Source organism: Pseudomonas citronellolis (assembly GCF_900112375.1).
Lineage (GTDB): Bacteria > Pseudomonadota > Gammaproteobacteria > Pseudomonadales > Pseudomonadaceae > Pseudomonas > Pseudomonas citronellolis.
This window is the reverse complement of sequence record NZ_FOLS01000014.1, coordinates 150,536-167,061: the sequence shown is the minus strand read 5'-3', so window position 1 is coordinate 167,061 and position 16,526 is coordinate 150,536. Positions and strand designations below refer to the sequence as shown.

Here is a 16,526-nt window from a genome sequence, read left to right as displayed (position 1 = left end):
GTGATGGACCTGTATTCGCGCAAGATCGTCGGCTGGGCGATGGCGCCGAACATGCTGGCGGAACTGGTCTGTTCGGCGCTACAGATGGCGATTGCTCAGCGGCAACCCGCGCCGGGCCTGGTGGTGCACTCGGATCGTGGTAGCCAGTACGCCAGCGAGGTTTATCGTGCGCTGCTCAGGCGGCATGGTCTGGTGTTGAGCATGAGCCGCAAGGGAAATTGCTGGGACAACGCGGTCATGGAACGCTTCTTCCTGAACCTGAAAATGGAGCGGGTCTGGCAACGTGACTATGCCAATCATGCTGAGGCTATGACCGATATTGCCGACTACATCGTCGGCTTCTACAACAACGTGCGCCTGCACTCCAGCCTGGGCTATCTGCCTCCCACCCGCTACGAGCGCAGGCCACCCAGACAACCTATCGAAGTGTCCGAAATTATTTGACCACCACATCGTGCCGAGTCATGGCGATGGGTATCGCTTCGCTCAACCCATCCTACGGGGGTGTTTCTCCTACAGGCCTACAGGTTAACGCCGAATTTCCCATCTGCGCCGGACAGCCCCCTCTCCCTTCAGGGCGGGGCGCGCAGCCGAGGGTTGGGGAGAGGGAGCGGAGTCAACCCAACGCACCAGAGTCGTCGGGAAACACGGTTCGCGAGCAAGCTCGCTCCTACAGGGGATGTGCCAGCGTGGCGCATGCGGGTGTGAAGATCTGATTCGGAGCAGACATCCCTGTCGATACTCCTCTGCTCAAGTTCAACCCCAGCCCGGCCATCCTTGGCCGGTCGTTCGCCGGCGCGACGCATGCGTCGCGTAGCGCCGGCTCACCCACATTTCGAATACCCGCAATTCAGGCAGGTCGCGCAACCGTCCATCTGCACCACCGCCATGGTGTTGCACTTGCCGCACAGTTGGGCGCCGGCGGGGAAGCCTTCGCCGGGTTCGGCCTTGTTGGTGCCCTGGGCCGCTTCGTAGGCCGCGCGCTTTTCCGCCAGGTACAGGCGCTGTTCCTCGTCGATCTGCGGGCCCTGCATCAGGCCGATGGCCACCAGGTGGCGTTCCACCACCGCGCCTATCTCGGCGACGATGGAGGGCATGTAGATGCCGCCGCGCTTGAGATAGCCGCCGCGCGGATCGAACACCGCCTTCATTTCCTCCACCAGGAAGGTGCAGTCGCCGCCCTTGCGGAACACTGCCGACATGATGCGGGTGAGGGCGACTATCCACTGGAAGTGGTCCATGTTCTTCGAGTTGATGAAGATCTCGAAGGGCCGGCGCTGCTCATAGGGCGTGTCGGGGTTGAGCACCATGTCGTTGATGGTCACGTAGAGCGCGTGCTCGAACAGCGGCGACTTGATCTTGTAGGTGGCGCCCACCAGGATCTCCGGGCGCTGCAGGGTTTCGTCCATCTTCACCACGGCCGCCGCCGCGGCAGCCTCGGCGCGGGCCTTTTCCTCGGCGACGTCGACCACTTCGAAGCTGCGGATCTTCTGGTTGATTTTCACTGGCATGGGATTCCTCCGCGGCTTCAGAACTTGCCGTAGTAGCCTTCTTTCAAGGCATCGAACAGGTTGGCGGCGGTGTGCGTCTCGCCGTCGTACTCCACTTCCTCGTTGCCCTTGAGTTCCACCGTGCTGCCGTCTTCCAGCTCGAAGCGGTAGAGGGTCTTCTCCAGGTCCGAGTCCTTGACCAGCACGCCCTGGAAGGCCGCCGGGTTGAAGCGGAAGGTGGTGCAGCCCTTCAGGCCCTGGCGCCAGGCGTAGAGGTAGATGTCCTTGAAGTCCTCGAAGGGGTAGTCGGTGGGCACGTTGGCGGTCTTGGAGATCGACGAGTCGATCCAGCGCTGCGCCGCCGCCTGGATGTCCACGTGCTGCTGCGGGGTGATGTCGTCGGCGGTGACGAAGTACTCCGGCAGGCGGTGCTTGCCGTCCTCGGCGTCGGGCACGGCCTTGGCGTCGACCTTGGCGCGGTAGGCCAGCAGCTCGTAGCTGAACACCGAGATCTTCTCCTTGGTCTTGCGCCCGGCGCGGATCAGGTTGCGCGAGTAGTGATGGGCGAAGCTCGGCTCGATGCCGTTGGAGGCGTTGTTGGCCAGGCTCAGGCTGATGGTGCCGGTGGGCGCGATGGAGCTGTGGTGGGTGAAGCGCGCGCCGTGGCGGGCCAGGGCCTCGACCAGTTGCGGGGCGTGCTCGGCGATGCGCTGCATGTAGCGCGAGTACTTGGCGTGGAGGACGCGCCCGGGCACCCGGTCGCCCGCCTTGAGGCCGTCGGCGGCCATTTCCGGGCGCTTGCGCAGCATTTCCGCGGTCACTTCGTAGTCCTGCGCCAGCACCGGCGCCGGGCCTTTCTCCAGGGCCAGGTCGAGAGCCACTTCCCAGCCCACCAGGGCCATCTCGCGCGCCACTTCCTCGGTGAACACGCAGGCCTCGGGGCTGCCGTAGCGCAGCTTGAGCATGGTCAGCGTCGAGCCCAGGCCGAGGAAGCCCATGCCGTGGCGGCGCTTGCCGAGGATTTCCTCGCGCTGCTGCGCAAGCGGCAGGCCGTTGACCTCCACCACGTTGTCGAGCATGCGGGTGAACACCCGCACCACCTCGCGGTAGCGCTCCCAGTCGAAGTGCGGCTCGTCGCCGAAGGGGTCGACGACGAAGCCGGTGAGGTTCACCGAGCCCAGCAGGCAGGAACCATAGGGTGGCAGCGGCTGCTCGCCGCAGGGGTTGGTGGCGCGGATGGCCTCGCACCACCAGTTGTTGTTCAGTTCGTTGACGCGGTCGATGAGGATGAAGCCCGGCTCGGCATAGTCGTAGGTGGAGACCATGATCATGTCCCACAGGTGCCGCGCCTTGACGCGCCCATAGACCTTGCAGGCGACGCGGCCGTCGTCGCCGACCAGGTAGTCGTCGTGGATCGGCCAGTCGCGCCAGAGCACCTGGGCCGGGTCGTCCAGGTCGACCTCGTCGCGCTCCTTGTGGTGCACCGGGAACAGCAGCGGCCAGTCGGCGTCGGCCTGCACCGCCTGCATGAAGTCGTCGGTGACCAGCAGGCTGAGGTTGAACTGGCGCAGCCGGCCGTCCTCGCGCTTGGCGCGGATGAACTCGCGCACGTCCGGGTGGGCGACGTCGAAGGTGCCCATCTGCGCGCCGCGGCGGCCGCCGGCGGAGCTGACGGTGAAGCACATCTTGTCGAAGATATCCATGAACGACAGCGGCCCGCTGGTGTGCGCGCCGGCGCCGGAGACATAGGCGCCGCGCGGGCGCAGGGTGCTGAACTCGTAGCCGATGCCGCAGCCGGCCTTGAGCGTCAGGCCGGCCTCGTGGACCTTCTGCAGGATGTCGTCCATGGAGTCGTGGATGATCCCGGAGACGGTGCAGTTGATGGTCGAAGTGGCCGGCTTGTGCCCCTGGGCGCCGGCGTTGGAGATGATCCGCCCGGCCGGGATGGCGCCATGGCGCAGGGCCCAGAGGAAGCGCTCGTACCAGTGCTCGCGGGTCGCCGCGTCCGGCTCGACGTCGGCCAGGGCGCGGGCCACCCGCTGCCAGGTCTCGTCGACGCTGGCGTCGATGGGCGTGCCGTCCTTCTGCTTGAGCCGGTATTTGCTGTCCCAGATGTCCTGGGACGCCGGCTGCAGTTCGAGTGCCGCCTGGTCTGTGCCCTGCGGGCGAGCATCGGTCTTGGCCATCCGCTGAAGATCCTCCCGTTGGTGCGCGGCCGGCTTGGAGCAGACCGCAATATCTAGTTATCCAATAAATACACGAAACTACATATTGTGTATTTAGTCCTGTCGGAGACTCTAGTACCCGGAAGAGGTATTTGCCTATGAGGCGATGGGACGCAGGGGGAAAGTGTAGGTGAGCGGGGGCGGGAGGGAGGGGTTGGGGTGGGGGCAAGAGCGCAAGAGCGCCCTCTCCCTAACCCTCGGCTGCGCGCCCCGCCCTGAAGGGAGAGGGGACCGTTCGGAGTGCGCTGATATTTCCGCGTTAGCCGGCTTGTACCGAGTTGCCGGCTGACACCAAATCCTTTCTCGGCACGGACTAGCCCCCTCTCCCTTCAGGGCGGGGCGCGCAGCCGAGGGCTGGGGAGAGGGAGCGGACCCCGATTCAGCACCATGGCCCATCACCATGGCATGGCCCGATGGGTATCGCTTCGCTCAACCCATCCTACAAGAGCACTCTCTCAGAGCTTCTCCAGACACCCGGCGAACTCGTCAGCCAGGTTACCCAGCAGCTTCTCATAGCCATTGGCATCGACCTTGACCGCCACGCCCAGGTCATCCAGCTCGGCCAGCTGCACCGGCAGGCCGGCGCTGAGGGTATCGGCCAGGCGCGGGCGGAGCGGCGGTTCGCTGAAGATGCACGACGGGCCGGCCTTCTGCAGCTGCGCGCGCATCGCAGCGACGTGCTTCGCCCCCGGCTGCACGTCCGCGGACAGGGCGAAGACCCCCGCATGGCGCAGGCCGTAGGCCTCCTCGAAATAGTCGAAGGCCTCGTGGAAGACGAAGTAGGGCTTGCCGACCAGCGGCGCCAGGCGCTGCTTCAGGCGCGCGTCGAGCTGTTCCATGCGCTCGTCGAAGGCCTTGAGGTTGGCCTGGTAGCGCCCGGCGTTGAGCGGGTCGGCGATGGCCAGGTCCTCGGCCATGCGCGCGGCGATGGCCTGGGCGTTGGCCGGCAGCAGCCAGAGGTGCGCGTCCAGGGTGCCGGGGCGGTGATCGTGGTCGTGATCCTCGTAGTCGGCGTGGCTCATGTTCTCGAAGTTGACGAACTTGCGCAGGTGCATGCCCGGCAGCTCCTGCACCGCCACGCTGGGGGCCTGGCGGGCCTGCAGCGGCTTGCCGAGGAACACTTCCATGTCCGGACCGATCCAGTAGAACAGCTGGGCCTCGCGCAGGCGGCGCACGTCCGAGGGGCGCAGGGCGTAGCTGTGCGGCGAGGCGCCGGGCGGCAGCAGCACGTCGGGGCTGCCCTCGCCGTCCTGGACGGCGGCGGCGATCAGTTGCAGCGGCTTGATGCTGGTCAGCACCTTGACCTCGGCGCTGGCGCCAAGGCTCAGGAACAGGGTGCAGCAGGCGAGGAGCAGGGCGGATGGGCGCAGGGACACGGCGGACTCACACGGGAAGGGAGGTAAAGGGTAATATAATAACGTCTCCGTACCCGAGCGTCGTCGCCGCATGTACAAGTTGATGCCCAACACCCCGCTGGCCTGCCGCCCGCACGACCACGCCACCTGCGTGGCCGGTGCCCTGGCCGAGGCCGACGCGCTCTGCGCGCGCCAGGGCGTGCGCCTGACCGAGCTGCGCCGGCGCGTGCTGGAACTGGTGTGGCAGAGCCACAAGCCGCTGGGCGCCTACGACATCCTCGCCGTGCTCAGCGAGGCGGACGGCCGCCGCGCCGCGCCGCCCACCGTCTACCGGGCGCTGGACTTCCTCCTGGAAAACGGCCTGGTGCACCGCATCGCCTCGCTCAACGCCTTCGTCGGCTGCAACAACCCCGAGCACGCCCACGAGGGCCAGTTCCTCATCTGCCGCGCCTGCCACACCGCCATCGAGCTGGAGCAGCCGGCCATCAGCCAGGCCATAGTCGCCGGCGCCGAGGGCGTCGGCTTCAGCGTCGAGACGCAGACCGTCGAAGTGGTCGGCCTCTGCGCCGCCTGCGCGCCCAAGCAGCGGGAGGCCTGATGAGCCAGCCCCTGGTCCGCCTCGAAGGGGTGGGCGTGCGCTATGCCGGGCAGGCGGTGCTGCAGAACGTCAGCCTGAGCATCGGCGCCGGCGAGATCGTCACCCTGATCGGCCCCAACGGCGCCGGCAAGACCACCCTGGTGCGCAGCGTGCTCGGCCTGCTCAAGCCCGACAGCGGCACGGTGTGGCGCCAGCCGAAGCTGACCATCGGCTACATGCCGCAGAAGCTCCACGTCGACCCGACCCTGCCGCTCTCGGTGCTGCGCTTCCTGCGCCTGGTGCCGGGCGTGGGCCGCGAGCAGGCCCTGGCCGCGCTCAAGGAAGTGGGCGCCGCGCAGGTGCTGGACAGCCCGCTGCAGACCGTCTCCGGCGGCGAACTGCAGCGCGTGCTGCTGGCCCGCGCGCTGCTGCGCAAGCCGCAGCTGCTGGTGCTGGACGAGCCCGTGCAGGGCGTCGACGTCGCCGGCCAGGCCGAGCTGTACCGCCTGATCACCCGCCTGCGCGACCGCCTGGGCTGCGGCGTGCTGATGGTCTCCCACGACCTGCACCTGGTGATGAGCACCACCGACCAGGTGGTCTGCCTGAACCGCCACGTGTGCTGCCACGGCCACCCCGAGCAGGTCAGCGGCGACCCGGCCTTCGTCGAGCTGTTCGGCCAGGACGCCCGCAGCCTGGCGGTCTACCACCACCACCACGACCATGCCCACGACCTGCACGGCGAAGTGGTGCCGCAGGGCGGCGCCGGCCTGGCGATCCACGGCAAACTGACCCCGGTCCACAAGCACGGCCCCGACTGCAACCATGGCTGATTTCCTTCTCTACGCGCTGCTGGCCGGGCTGTCCCTGGCGCTGGTCGCCGGCCCCCTGGGCTCCTTCGTGGTCTGGCGGCGCATGGCCTACTTCGGCGACACCCTGTCCCATGCCGCGCTGCTCGGCGTGGCCCTGGGCTTCCTGCTGGACGTCAGCCCGACCCTCGCGGTGACCGTCGGCTGCGTGCTGCTGGCCGTGCTGCTGGTGACCCTGCAGCAGCGCCAGCCGCTGGCCGCCGACACCCTGCTGGGCATCCTCGCCCACAGCACGCTGTCCCTGGGCCTGGTGACCCTGAGCTTCATGAAGGAAGTGCGGGTGGACCTGATGGCCTACCTGTTCGGCGACCTGCTGGCGGTGAGCCAGACCGACCTCATGTGGATAGTCGCCGGCAGCGCCCTGGTGCTGGGGCTGATCTGCTGGCTGTGGCGGCCGCTGCTGGCGATCACCGTGCACGAGGAGCTGGCGCGGGTCGAGGGCCTGCCGGTCACCGCCATCCGCCTGGCGCTGATGCTGCTGATCGCCATCGTCATCGCCGTGGCCATGAAGATCGTCGGCGTGCTGCTGATCACCTCGCTGCTGATCATTCCCGCCGCCGCCGCCCAGCGCCACGCCCGCAGCCCCGAGCAGATGGCCTTCGGCGCCACCCTGGTGGGCCTGGTGGCGGTGTGCGCCGGGCTTGCGCTGTCGTGGTTCAAGGACACCCCGGCCGGGCCGTCCATCGTGGTCAGCGCCGCGGCGCTGTTCCTGCTGAGTTTTGTCCTGCCGCGGCGGACGGTGTAGAATTTGTCGATTTTTTGATCAATCGAGAATGACTGGCATGAAGTCCCTTGCCCTCCGTCTGCTTTCCGTCCTCTCCCTCGCCCTGCTGCTGGGCGCGTGCCAGAGCCTGTCCGGCCAGGCGCCGAGCGGCTCCGGCTTCGAGGCCCGCCTGGCCGCCGGCCAGCTGGAAGCCGCGCAACTGCAGCTGGGCCAGGAGCACGAGGACGCCGCGCAGCTGGCCGAACGCCGCCAGCGCCTGGCCGACGCCTACCTGCAACGCAGCCGCGAGGCCCTGCAGGCCGGCGACGTCAACGGCGCCAGCAACGCCCTGGCCCGCGCCCGCTCGCTGATGCCGCGCGCCCCGGCGCTGGCCGCCGACGTCAAGGACATCGGCCAGCCCAAGGCCGCCGCCCCGGTCAAGTGCGAGCCCTGAAACCCGCGTCCACCCGTCTTATTCCATTTCGCACGGCCCTTATCCGAACAAGGATTAATCGGCTATAGGAAAGCAGGGTAAAATGCGCGGTTTTTGCCGAGCGCCTACGCTCGTTTGCCAGGACACCCCGGCAGAGCGCGCCATTCCCACACTTCGCCGTACCCACAAGGTTCGCCACGTGATCGAATTCCACGACGTCCACAAGACCTACCGCGTCGCCGGCCGCGACATCCCGGCCCTGCAGCCGACGCGCCTGACCATCGGCGCCGGCCAGGTGTTCGGCCTGATCGGCCACTCCGGCGCCGGCAAGAGCACCCTGCTGCGCCTGATCAACCGCCTGGAAGAACCCAGCGGCGGGCGCATCGTCATCGACGGCGAGGACGTCACCGCCCTCGACGCCGACGGCCTGCGGCGCTTCCGCCAGCGCGTCGGGATGATCTTCCAGCACTTCAACCTGCTGGCCTCCAAGACCGTGGCCGAGAACATCGCCATGCCGATGAGGCTGGCCGGCAGCTTCAGCGCCGCGCAGATCGCCGCGCGGGTGGACGAACTGCTCAAGCGCGTGGGCCTGCAGGACCACGCCCGCAAGTACCCGGCGCAGCTTTCCGGCGGCCAGAAGCAGCGCGTCGGCATCGCCCGCGCCCTGGCCTGCGGGCCCAAGCTGCTGCTCTGCGACGAGGCCACCAGCGCGCTGGACCCGCAGACCACCGGCCAGGTCCTGCAGCTGCTGGCGGAGATCAACCGCGAGCTGAAGCTGACCATCGTGCTCATCACCCACGAGATGGACGTGATCCGCCGCGTCTGCGACCGCGTGGCGGTGATGGACGCCGGCAGCATCGTCGAGCAGGGCGAGGTGGCCGACGTCTTCCTCCACCCGCAGCACGAGACCACCCGGCGCTTCGTCTTCGAGGCCGAGCGCGTCGACGAGGACGAGCAGCACGACGACTTCGCCCACGTGCCCGGGCGCATCCTGCGCCTGACCTTCCGCGGCGAAGCCACCTACGCCCCGCTGCTGGGCACGGTGGCGCGGCAGACCGGGGTGGACTACAGCATCCTCGCCGGGCGCATCGACCGCATCAAGGACCAGCCCTACGGCCAGCTGACCCTGGCCCTGGTGGGCGGCGACATGGAGGCGGCCATGGCCCAGCTGAACGCGGCCGAGGTGCATGTGGAGGTGCTGCGCGCATGAACGACTTCTTTATAAATATCGACTGGTCGGAAATCCTCCAGGCCAGCATCGACACCTTCTGGATGCTCGGCGGCTCGCTGCTGTTCACCGTCATCCTCGGCCTGCCGCTGGGCGTGCTGCTGTTCCTCACCGGGCCCAGGCAGCTGTTCCAGAACCGCGCGGTCTATGCCCTGCTGTCCTTCGTGGTCAACGTGCTGCGCTCGCTGCCGTTCATCATCCTGCTGATCGTGATGATCCCCTTCACCGTGCTGATCACCGGCACCTCGCTGGGCGTCGCCGGGGCCATCCCGCCGCTGGTGGTGGGCGCCACGCCGTTCTTCGCGCGCCTGGTGGAAACCGCCCTGCGCGAGGTCGACAAGGGCATCATCGAGGCCACCCAGGCGATGGGCGCCAGCACCCGCCAGATCATCTGCAACGCCCTGCTGCCGGAGGCCCGCCCGGGCATCATCGCCGCCATCACCGTCACCGCCATCACCCTGGTGTCCTACACCGCGATGGCCGGCGTGGTCGGCGCCGGCGGCCTCGGCGACCTGGCCATCCGCTTCGGCTACCAGCGCTTCCAGACCGACGTCATGGTGGTCACCGTGATCATGCTGCTGGTGCTGGTGCAGATCCTGCAGACCGTCGGCGACAAGCTGGTGGTCCACTTCTCCCGCAAATAACCACAAGGCCCGCGGGCCACAGGAAAATCCCAAAAGGAGCGATCCATGAAGAAACTGCTTGCCGCCTTCGCCGCCACCGCGGCGCTGTCGATCACCGGCGCCCACGCGGCCGAAACCCTCAGCGTGGCCGCCACCCCGGTGCCGCACGCGGAAATCCTCAACTTCGTCAAACCCATCCTGGCCAAGCAAGGGGTGGAGCTGAAGGTCAAGGAATTCACCGACTACGTGCAGCCCAACACCCAGGTCGCCGAGAAGCGCCTGGACGCCAACTTCTTCCAGCACCAGCCGTACCTGGACGAGTTCAACAAGTCCAAGGGTACCAGCCTGGTGGCCGTCACCGGCGTGCACATCGAGCCGCTGGGCGCCTACTCCAGCAAGTACAAGAAGCTCGACGAGCTGCCCTCCGGCGCCACCGTGGTGATCCCCAACGACGCCACCAACGGCGGCCGCGCCCTGCTGCTGCTGGCCAAGACCGGCCTGATCAAGCTCAAGGACGAGAAGAGCATCACCGCCACTCCGAAAGACATCACCGACAACCCGAAGAACATCAAGGTGCGTGAACTGGAAGCCGCGACCCTGCCGCGCGTGCTGGGCCAGGTCGACCTGGCGCTGATCAACACCAACTACGCCCTGGAAGCCAAGCTGAACCCGACCAAGGACGCCCTGGCCATCGAGGGTTCCGACTCGCCCTACGTGAACATCCTGGTAGCCCGCCCGGACAACAAGGACAGCGACGCCATGCAGAAACTGGCCGCCGCCCTGCACAGCCCCGAGGTGAAGCAGTTCATCCTGGAGAAGTACAAGGGTGCCGTGGTTCCGGCGTTCTGATAGCCGACCGCACCTTTGAAGAAGCCGCGCCCCGCAAGGGCGCGGCTTTTTTCTTGGCGGCTGTAAACAAGCTGCAACGGCCGGGGGGCTATAACGGTATTACCACGACTTCTTTCGCTTACAGACCGCTTTTCCAGATTCAGGCAGGGGAGAGCGGTCTTTTTTTGTCTGTGTTTCGCCCGCCGCCCCAACGCCCTGCGCTTTGCGCTCTACGCTCTCGTAGGAGCGAGATTGCTCGCGAACGGTGCCTCCCGGCGGCTTCGGCGCCATGGCTTTACTCCGTTCCCTCTCCCTAACCCTCTCCCTGAAGGGAGAGGGGACCGTTCGGTGTGCTTGGGCATTCCTGGGTTAGCCGGCAGCACCAGCGGTTTCCGGCTGAAACCATCACTTCTCTCGGCACAGACTGCCCCCTCTCCCTTCAGGGAGAGGGCTGGGGAGAGGGCGCTCTTCGAACAAACACCATAGGCCCGGCCGGAAATCCGTTCGCGAGCAAGCTCGCTCCTACGAAAAGCACAACACCCTCGACAACCCCCAGTGATCTTTATATTCTGCACAGCGAAACATAATTCCGTTAAAAACCACAATTACAACGGAGACGCTGAGCATGTCCGAGGTAGTGCAGGTCGAACGTCACGCCGACGTGGCCCTGATCAAGGTCGACAATCCCCCGGTCAACGCCCTGGGCCTGGCGGTGCGCGCCGGGTTGCTGCGGGCCTTCCGCGAGGCCGAGGCGGATGCCGCCGTGCGCGCGGTGGTGCTGGTGTGCGCCGGGCGTACCTTCATGGCCGGGGCGGATATCAAGGAATTCGGCAAGCCGCCGCAGGCGCCCTCGCTGCCCGAGGTGGTGGAAGCCATCGAGGCCTCGACCAAGCCCAGCGTGGCGGTCATCCACGGCACCGCCCTGGGCGGCGGGCTGGAAGTGGCCCTGGCCTGCCATTACCGCATCGCCCGGGCCGACGCCCAGGTCGGCCTGCCGGAAGTGAAGATCGGCCTGCTCCCCGGCGCCGGCGGCACCCAGCGCCTGCCGCGCCTGGCCGGTGTGGCACGGGCGCTGGAGATGATCGTCTCCGGCAACCCGGTGAAGGCGCCGCAGGCCCTGGAATACGGCATCCTCGATGAACTCGTCGACGGCGACCTGGCCGAAGCCGGCCTGGCCTATGCCCGCCGCCTGCTGGACGAGGGCCGCGGCCCGCGCCGCAGCGGCGAGCGCCAGGTACAAGGCGACGCCGCGCTGATCGCAGCCAAGCACGCCGAAGTGCAGAAGCGCATGCCCGGCCTGTTCTCCCCGCTGCGCTGCGTGGCCGCGGTGGAAGCCGCCAGCCGCCTGCCCCTGGCCGAGGGCCTGAAGCGCGAGCGCGAACTGTTCCAGGAATGCCTGGAGTCGCCGCAGCGCGCCGCCCTCATCCACGCCTTCTTCGCCGAGCGCGAAGCGGCGAAGATCGCCGGCCTGCCCACCGACACCCCGGTGCGCGAAGTACGCACGGCCGCGGTGATCGGCGGCGGCACCATGGGCGTGGGCATCGCCCTGTGCTTCGCCAACGTCGGCATCCCGGTGAAGCTGCTGGAAGTCGACGGCGCCGCCCTCGACCGCGCCCTGCAACGCGCCCGCGCCACCTACCAGGCCAGCGTCGAGCGCGGCAGCCTCGCCAGCGACGCAATGGAAAAACGCCTGGGCCTGATCCAGGGCGTGCTCGACTACGCCGCGCTGGCCGACGTGGACCTGGCAATCGAAGCCGTGTTCGAGAGCCTGGAGGTCAAGCGCCAGGTCTTCGAGCGCCTGGACGCGGTGTGCAAGCCCGGCGCCATCCTCGCCAGCAACACCTCGTCGCTGGACCTCGACGCCATCGCCGCCTTCACCCAACGCCCGCAGGACGTGGTCGGCCTGCACTTCTTCAGCCCGGCCAACGTCATGCGCCTGCTGGAAGTGGTGCGCGGCCGCGAGACTTCCGCCGAAGTGCTGGCCAGCGCCATGCAACTGGGCAAACGCCTGAAGAAGGTCGCGGTGGCGGTGGGCGTGTGCGACGGCTTCGTCGGCAACCGCATGATCTTCCAGTACGGCCGCCAGGCCGAGTTCCTCCTGGAGGAGGGCGCAAGCCCGGCCCAGGTGGACGCCGCCCTGCGCGACTTCGGCATGGCCATGGGCCCGCTGGCAGTGCGCGACCTCTCCGGGCTGGACATCAGCCACGCCATCCGCGAGCGCCAGCGCCCCGGCCTCGAGCCCGGGCAGACGCTGCCCACGGTGCTCGACCACCTGTTCGCCGCCGGCATGCTCGGGCAGAAGACCGGCGCCGGCTTCTACCTCTACCCGCAAGGCTCGCGCACCCCGCAGGACAACCCGGCGCTGCCGGCCATGCTGGAGCAAGCCGCTGCTGCCCGCGGCATCACTCGCCAGCCGGAGAGCGCCGAGCACATCGTCGAGCGCTGCCTCTTCGCCCTGGTCAACGAGGCCGCGCGCATCCTCGACGAGGGCATCGCCCAGCGCGCCAGCGACGTCGACCTGATCTTCCTCAACGGCTACGGCTTCCCGGCCTGGCGCGGCGGCCCGCTGTTCCACGCCGACCGCCTGGGCCTGGACCACGTACTGCAACGCATCCGCGAATTCCACCAGCGCTTCGGCGCCTGGTGGGAGCCGGCGCCGCTGCTCGAACGCCTGGTGGCCGAAGGCCGCCGTTTCGCCGACCTCTAAGGAACCGCCATGGACATCCACTTCACACCCGACGAACTGGCCTTCCGCGATGAAGTCCGCGCCTTCCTCCAGGCCAAGCTGCCGGCCGACATCGCCAGCAAGGTGCGCCTGGGCAAGCACCTGAACAAGCAGGACCACCAGCGCTGGCAACGCGCCCTCAGCGAGCAGGGCTGGTACGCCAGCCACTGGCCGGTGGAATTCGGCGGCACCGGCTGGAACGCCGTGCAGAAGCACATCTTCGAAGAGGAATGCGCCGCCTTCGGCGCGCCGCGCACCATCCCCTTCGGCGTGAACATGGTCGCCCCGGTGATCATCAGGTTCGGCACGCCCGAGCAGCAGGCCCACTACCTGCCGCGCATCCTCGACGGCACCGACTGGTGGTGCCAGGGCTACTCCGAGCCGGGCGCCGGCTCCGACCTGGCCTCGCTGAAAACCCGCGCGGTGCGCGAGGGCGACCATTACGTGGTGAACGGCCAGAAGACCTGGACGACCCTCGGCCAGCACGCCGACTGGATCTTCTGCCTGGTGCGCACCGACCCGGAGGCCCAGCAGCAGCGCGGCATCAGCTTCCTGCTGATCGACATGCAGAGCCCCGGCATCACCGTGCGGCCGATCATCACCCTGGACGGCGAGCACGAGGTCAACGAAGTCTTCTTCGACAACGTGAAAGTGCCGGTGCAGAACCTGGTCGGCCGCGAGAACGAAGGCTGGACCTGCGCCAAGTACCTGCTCACCTACGAGCGCACCGGCCTGGCCGGCATAGGCGCGTCCAAGGCGGTGCTGGCGCACCTCAAGCGCGTGGCCAGCCGCGAGCTGTGCGACGGCAGGCCGATGCTGGAAGACCCGCTGTTCCGTGCCCAGGTCGCCGAGGTGGAGATGCAGTTGATGGCCATCGAGATGAGCACCCTGCGCATCCTCGCCGCCGCCCGCGAAGGCGGCGTGCCGGGGGCGGAAAGCTCGATCCTCAAGGTCAAGGGCACCGAGATCCGCCAGGCCATCAGCCACCTGCTGCGCAAGGTCATCGGCCCCTACGCGCTGCCCTTCCTCGAAGAAGAATTCGAGCTGGGCGCCGAGCCGCTGCACGCCGACTACGCCAGCGCGCCGGCCAGCCAGTACTTCAACCTGCGCAAGCTGTCGATCTTCGGCGGCTCCAACGAAATCCAGAAGAACATCGTCTCGAAGATGATTCTCGAGCTGTGAGGGCGTGAGCATGGACTTCAAACTCAGCGAAGAGCAGCAGATGCTGCAGGACACCGCGGCGCGCCTGGTGCGCGACGAATACGCCTTCGACAGGCGCGAGGGCTTCGGCAACAGCGAGCTGGGCTACAGCGCCGGCTTCTGGCGCCAGCTGGGCGAGCTGGGCCTGACCTCGGTGTCGCTGCCCGAAGCCTACGGCGGCTTCGGCGGCGGCGTGGACAGCATGCTGGTGCTCACCGAACTGGGCCGCGGCCTGTGCCTGGAGCCCTACCTGCAATCGGTGGTGCACGCCGGCGGGCTGCTCGCCCAGCTTGGCAGCGAAGCACAGAAGGAAAGCTGGCTGCCGCGCATCGCCAGCGCCGAGGCGCAACTGGCGGTGGCCCTGGAAGAGCCGCAGAGCCATTACCAGTTGCACGACGTGCAGACCCGCGCGGAACAGGCCGGCGACGGCTGGAAGCTCAGCGGCCGCAAGGCGGTGGTGGTCGGCGGGCAGAGCGCCACGGCGCTCCTGGTTTCGGCGCGGGTATCCGGCAATGCGCGGGACAAGGCGGGCATCGGCCTGTTCCTGGTCGATCCGCAACAACCCGGTGTGCAGCGCCGTGCCTATCCGACCATCGACGGGCAGAAGGCTTGCGAGCTGTTCCTCGACGGCGCGGTGGCCGAGTCCGTCGGCGTTCCGGGCGAAACCCTGGCGGCGCTACGCTACCAGCAGGGCCGCGCCATCGCCGCGCAGTGCGCCGAAGCCCTGGGGAGCATGCAGGAAGCCTGCGCCCTGACCCTCGACTACCTGAAGACGCGCAAGCAGTTCGGCGTGCCCATCGGCAAGTTCCAGGTGCTGCAGCACCGCATGGTGGATATGCGCAGCGAGCTGGAGCAGGCCACCAGCATGGCCATCCTCGCCGCGTGCGTGGCGGACCAGCCGGACAGCGCCGAGCGCAGCCGCACCCTGGCGGCGGCCAAGTTCATCGTCACCCGCGCTGGGCGCTACATCGCCGAGCAGGCGATCCAGCTGCACGGCGGCATCGGCATGACCTGGGAATACGTGCTGGCGCACCATGCCAAGCGACTGGTGATGCTGGGTCACCAGTTGGGTGATGACGACCATCACCTGAAGGCTTATGCGGGGTTGATGGAGGTGGCGTAGGGCAGGCCTGCGGCCCCCTCACCCTAACCCTCTCCCGGAGGGAGAGGGGACCGTTCGGTGTGTGCGGGGAGGTTGGAGTCAGCCGGGAGCCCAGGCGTTTCCGGCTGAAACCCCACTCACAGCCGGCACGGACAGCCTGGGAGAGGGCTGGGGTGAGGGAAAAGCCCGAGCACCACCACCAACAGGCCCACCCCTTGTAGGAGCGAGCTTGCTCGCGAACCCGCCTCAGGCCCCCAGGCTCTCGATATCCCGCGCCAGCATCTCCAGCTCATGGGCCAACGACCCCTTGAGCGTTTCCTCACTCAACTGGAACGACGGCGCACCACAGGTCAGCGCCATCAGTCCCCCATCGGCCAAACGCAGCGGCACGCCAGCAGCACGCACATTGCGATCCCAATCACCAAGGGACAGGCAGAAACCATGCTCACGATATTCCTCGAAGGAACGCTCCAGCGACGCGCGCATGGCCGCCCAATCGCCTTCATGACGAGCTTCTAGGGCCTGCAGCAAATGCTCCCGCTCCTGCTCCGGAGTCGCCGCCAGGTAGGCACGACCCGCAGCAGTGGTAGCCAGCGGCAAGCGCACGCCGGCATCCATACGCAACGAGGTAGCCTCCGGCGGCCGGCAGTTCTCCACGTAGATCATCGACAGCCAGTCGCGGCAGGTCAGGCCCACGGTGGTGTTGGTGCGGCGGGCGAAGGCGTCCATATAGGGCTTGGCCAGCTGGCGCACGCGCAGGTTCGACACGTAGGCGTAGCCCAGGGCGAGCACGCCGGAATCCAGCTGGTACTTCTCGTGCTGCTGCGAATAGCTGAGGTAGCCGAGCCTGGTCAGCGTGTAGGTCATGCGCGACACGGTCGGCTTGGGCAGGCCGGTGATCCGCGCGATCTCCTGGTTGCCCAGCACCACCGAGCCGTGGGTGAAGGCGCGCAGCACGTCCAGGCCGCGGGCCAGGGCCTCGACGAACTTGCGGTCCTTGGGTGCGCTGGAGTCTTCGAAATCGTCGCTCATGCTGCCTCGGCTATGGGGGAAATAAGGGCCGGAGCGGCGTCCGGCGCGGGCGAACGATAGCAGATCGGCATGCCGCGGACAGCAGGGCGACGGGCCGTTGCACAGGCAAAGGCTATCGCATACCATCGATTTCGACATC

Annotated in this window: 15 protein-coding genes; 11 read left to right on the top strand and 4 right to left on the bottom strand. The window is 67.7% G+C overall.

From position 1 onward, the window contains the following. Positions 1-444, top strand: a 444-nt coding sequence (locus BM060_RS15370; RefSeq protein ID WP_143096593.1) for an IS3 family transposase, incomplete at its 5' end; no start/stop codon positions are given. 380 nt (positions 445-824) lie between these two features. Here BM060_RS15370 and BM060_RS15365 read toward each other — a convergent pair. The 3 genes from BM060_RS15365 to BM060_RS15355 form a co-directional block, all read right to left on the bottom strand. Further along, positions 825-1,511, bottom strand: a complete 687-nt coding sequence (locus BM060_RS15365; RefSeq protein WP_043270067.1) for a TSCPD domain-containing protein — start codon at positions 1,509-1,511, stop codon at positions 825-827. A 17-nt stretch (positions 1,512-1,528) separates the two neighbouring features. After that, the gene (locus BM060_RS15360; RefSeq protein WP_074980819.1) at positions 1,529-3,676 is read right to left on the bottom strand and encodes an adenosylcobalamin-dependent ribonucleoside-diphosphate reductase; all 2,148 of its coding nucleotides are present in this window, start codon (positions 3,674-3,676) and stop codon (positions 1,529-1,531) included. 494 nt (positions 3,677-4,170) lie between these two features. After that, positions 4,171-5,091, bottom strand: coding sequence for a zinc ABC transporter substrate-binding protein ZnuA (locus tag BM060_RS15355; RefSeq protein WP_074980818.1), 921 nt, complete (start codon positions 5,089-5,091; stop codon positions 4,171-4,173). Positions 5,092-5,161: 70 nt separating this feature from the next. Here BM060_RS15355 and zur point away from each other — a divergent pair, with 70 nt between their 5' ends. The 10 genes from zur to BM060_RS15305 all read left to right on the top strand — a co-directional run bounded on the left by zur (position 5,162) and on the right by BM060_RS15305 (position 15,376). Beyond that, positions 5,162-5,668, top strand: a complete 507-nt coding sequence (zur, locus tag BM060_RS15350; RefSeq protein WP_074980817.1) for a zinc uptake transcriptional repressor Zur — start codon at positions 5,162-5,164, stop codon at positions 5,666-5,668. Further along, positions 5,668-6,477 (top strand): zinc ABC transporter ATP-binding protein ZnuC, encoded by an 810-nt coding sequence (znuC, locus tag BM060_RS15345; protein WP_074980816.1) that lies wholly within the window; start codon positions 5,668-5,670, stop codon positions 6,475-6,477. Before zur ends, znuC begins: the two co-directional genes overlap by 1 nt. After that, positions 6,470-7,258, top strand: a complete 789-nt coding sequence (gene znuB / locus BM060_RS15340; protein WP_009614550.1) for a zinc ABC transporter permease subunit ZnuB — start codon at positions 6,470-6,472, stop codon at positions 7,256-7,258. Before znuC ends, znuB begins: the two co-directional genes overlap by 8 nt. 37 nt (positions 7,259-7,295) lie before the next feature. Continuing rightward, positions 7,296-7,670 (top strand): hypothetical protein, encoded by a 375-nt coding sequence (locus tag BM060_RS15335; protein ID WP_074980815.1) that lies wholly within the window; start codon positions 7,296-7,298, stop codon positions 7,668-7,670. A gap of 178 nt (positions 7,671-7,848) precedes the next feature. Further along, positions 7,849-8,859, top strand: coding sequence for a methionine ABC transporter ATP-binding protein (locus BM060_RS15330; RefSeq protein WP_074980814.1), 1,011 nt, complete (start codon positions 7,849-7,851; stop codon positions 8,857-8,859). Beyond that, on the top strand, positions 8,856-9,521 hold the full coding sequence (locus BM060_RS15325; protein WP_009614544.1) for a methionine ABC transporter permease: 666 nt from the start codon (positions 8,856-8,858) through the stop codon (positions 9,519-9,521). Before BM060_RS15330 ends, BM060_RS15325 begins: the two co-directional genes overlap by 4 nt. A 45-nt stretch (positions 9,522-9,566) precedes the next feature. Then, positions 9,567-10,349 (top strand): MetQ/NlpA family ABC transporter substrate-binding protein, encoded by a 783-nt coding sequence (locus tag BM060_RS15320; protein ID WP_074980813.1) that lies wholly within the window; start codon positions 9,567-9,569, stop codon positions 10,347-10,349. A gap of 604 nt (positions 10,350-10,953) precedes the next feature. Next, positions 10,954-13,035 carry a 3-hydroxyacyl-CoA dehydrogenase NAD-binding domain-containing protein gene (locus tag BM060_RS15315; protein ID WP_074980812.1) on the top strand — a complete coding sequence of 694 codons (2,082 nt, stop codon included), beginning with the start codon at positions 10,954-10,956 and terminating at the stop codon, positions 13,033-13,035. Positions 13,036-13,044: 9 nt separating this feature from the next. Then, on the top strand, positions 13,045-14,235 hold the full coding sequence (locus BM060_RS15310; protein ID WP_074980811.1) for an acyl-CoA dehydrogenase family protein: 1,191 nt from the start codon (positions 13,045-13,047) through the stop codon (positions 14,233-14,235). A gap of 10 nt (positions 14,236-14,245) precedes the next feature. Further along, a complete protein-coding gene (locus BM060_RS15305) occupies positions 14,246-15,376 on the top strand; it encodes an acyl-CoA dehydrogenase family protein (protein ID WP_074980810.1) in 1,131 nt (376 codons plus the stop codon). 225 nt (positions 15,377-15,601) lie between these two features. Here the strand turns inward: BM060_RS15305 and BM060_RS15300 are convergent, their stop codons facing one another. Then, positions 15,602-16,387 (bottom strand): IclR family transcriptional regulator, encoded by a 786-nt coding sequence (locus tag BM060_RS15300; protein ID WP_009614533.1) that lies wholly within the window; start codon positions 16,385-16,387, stop codon positions 15,602-15,604. Between the last annotated feature and the right edge of the window lie 139 nt (positions 16,388-16,526).

Coding starts and splice junctions, on each gene's coding strand:
- BM060_RS15365 (WP_043270067.1), bottom strand. CDS start 1,511: ATGCCAGTGAAAATCAACCAGAAGATCCGCAGCTTCGAAGTGGTCGAC.
- BM060_RS15360 (WP_074980819.1), bottom strand. CDS start 3,676: ATGGCCAAGACCGATGCTCGCCCGCAGGGCACAGACCAGGCGGCACTC.
- zur (WP_074980817.1), top strand. CDS start 5,162: ATGTACAAGTTGATGCCCAACACCCCGCTGGCCTGCCGCCCGCACGAC.
- znuC (WP_074980816.1), top strand. CDS start 5,668: ATGAGCCAGCCCCTGGTCCGCCTCGAAGGGGTGGGCGTGCGCTATGCC.
- znuB (WP_009614550.1), top strand. CDS start 6,470: ATGGCTGATTTCCTTCTCTACGCGCTGCTGGCCGGGCTGTCCCTGGCG.
- BM060_RS15335 (WP_074980815.1), top strand. CDS start 7,296: ATGAAGTCCCTTGCCCTCCGTCTGCTTTCCGTCCTCTCCCTCGCCCTG.
- BM060_RS15325 (WP_009614544.1), top strand. CDS start 8,856: ATGAACGACTTCTTTATAAATATCGACTGGTCGGAAATCCTCCAGGCC.
- BM060_RS15320 (WP_074980813.1), top strand. CDS start 9,567: ATGAAGAAACTGCTTGCCGCCTTCGCCGCCACCGCGGCGCTGTCGATC.
- BM060_RS15315 (WP_074980812.1), top strand. CDS start 10,954: ATGTCCGAGGTAGTGCAGGTCGAACGTCACGCCGACGTGGCCCTGATC.
- BM060_RS15310 (WP_074980811.1), top strand. CDS start 13,045: ATGGACATCCACTTCACACCCGACGAACTGGCCTTCCGCGATGAAGTC.
- BM060_RS15305 (WP_074980810.1), top strand. CDS start 14,246: ATGGACTTCAAACTCAGCGAAGAGCAGCAGATGCTGCAGGACACCGCG.
- BM060_RS15300 (WP_009614533.1), bottom strand. CDS start 16,387: ATGAGCGACGATTTCGAAGACTCCAGCGCACCCAAGGACCGCAAGTTC.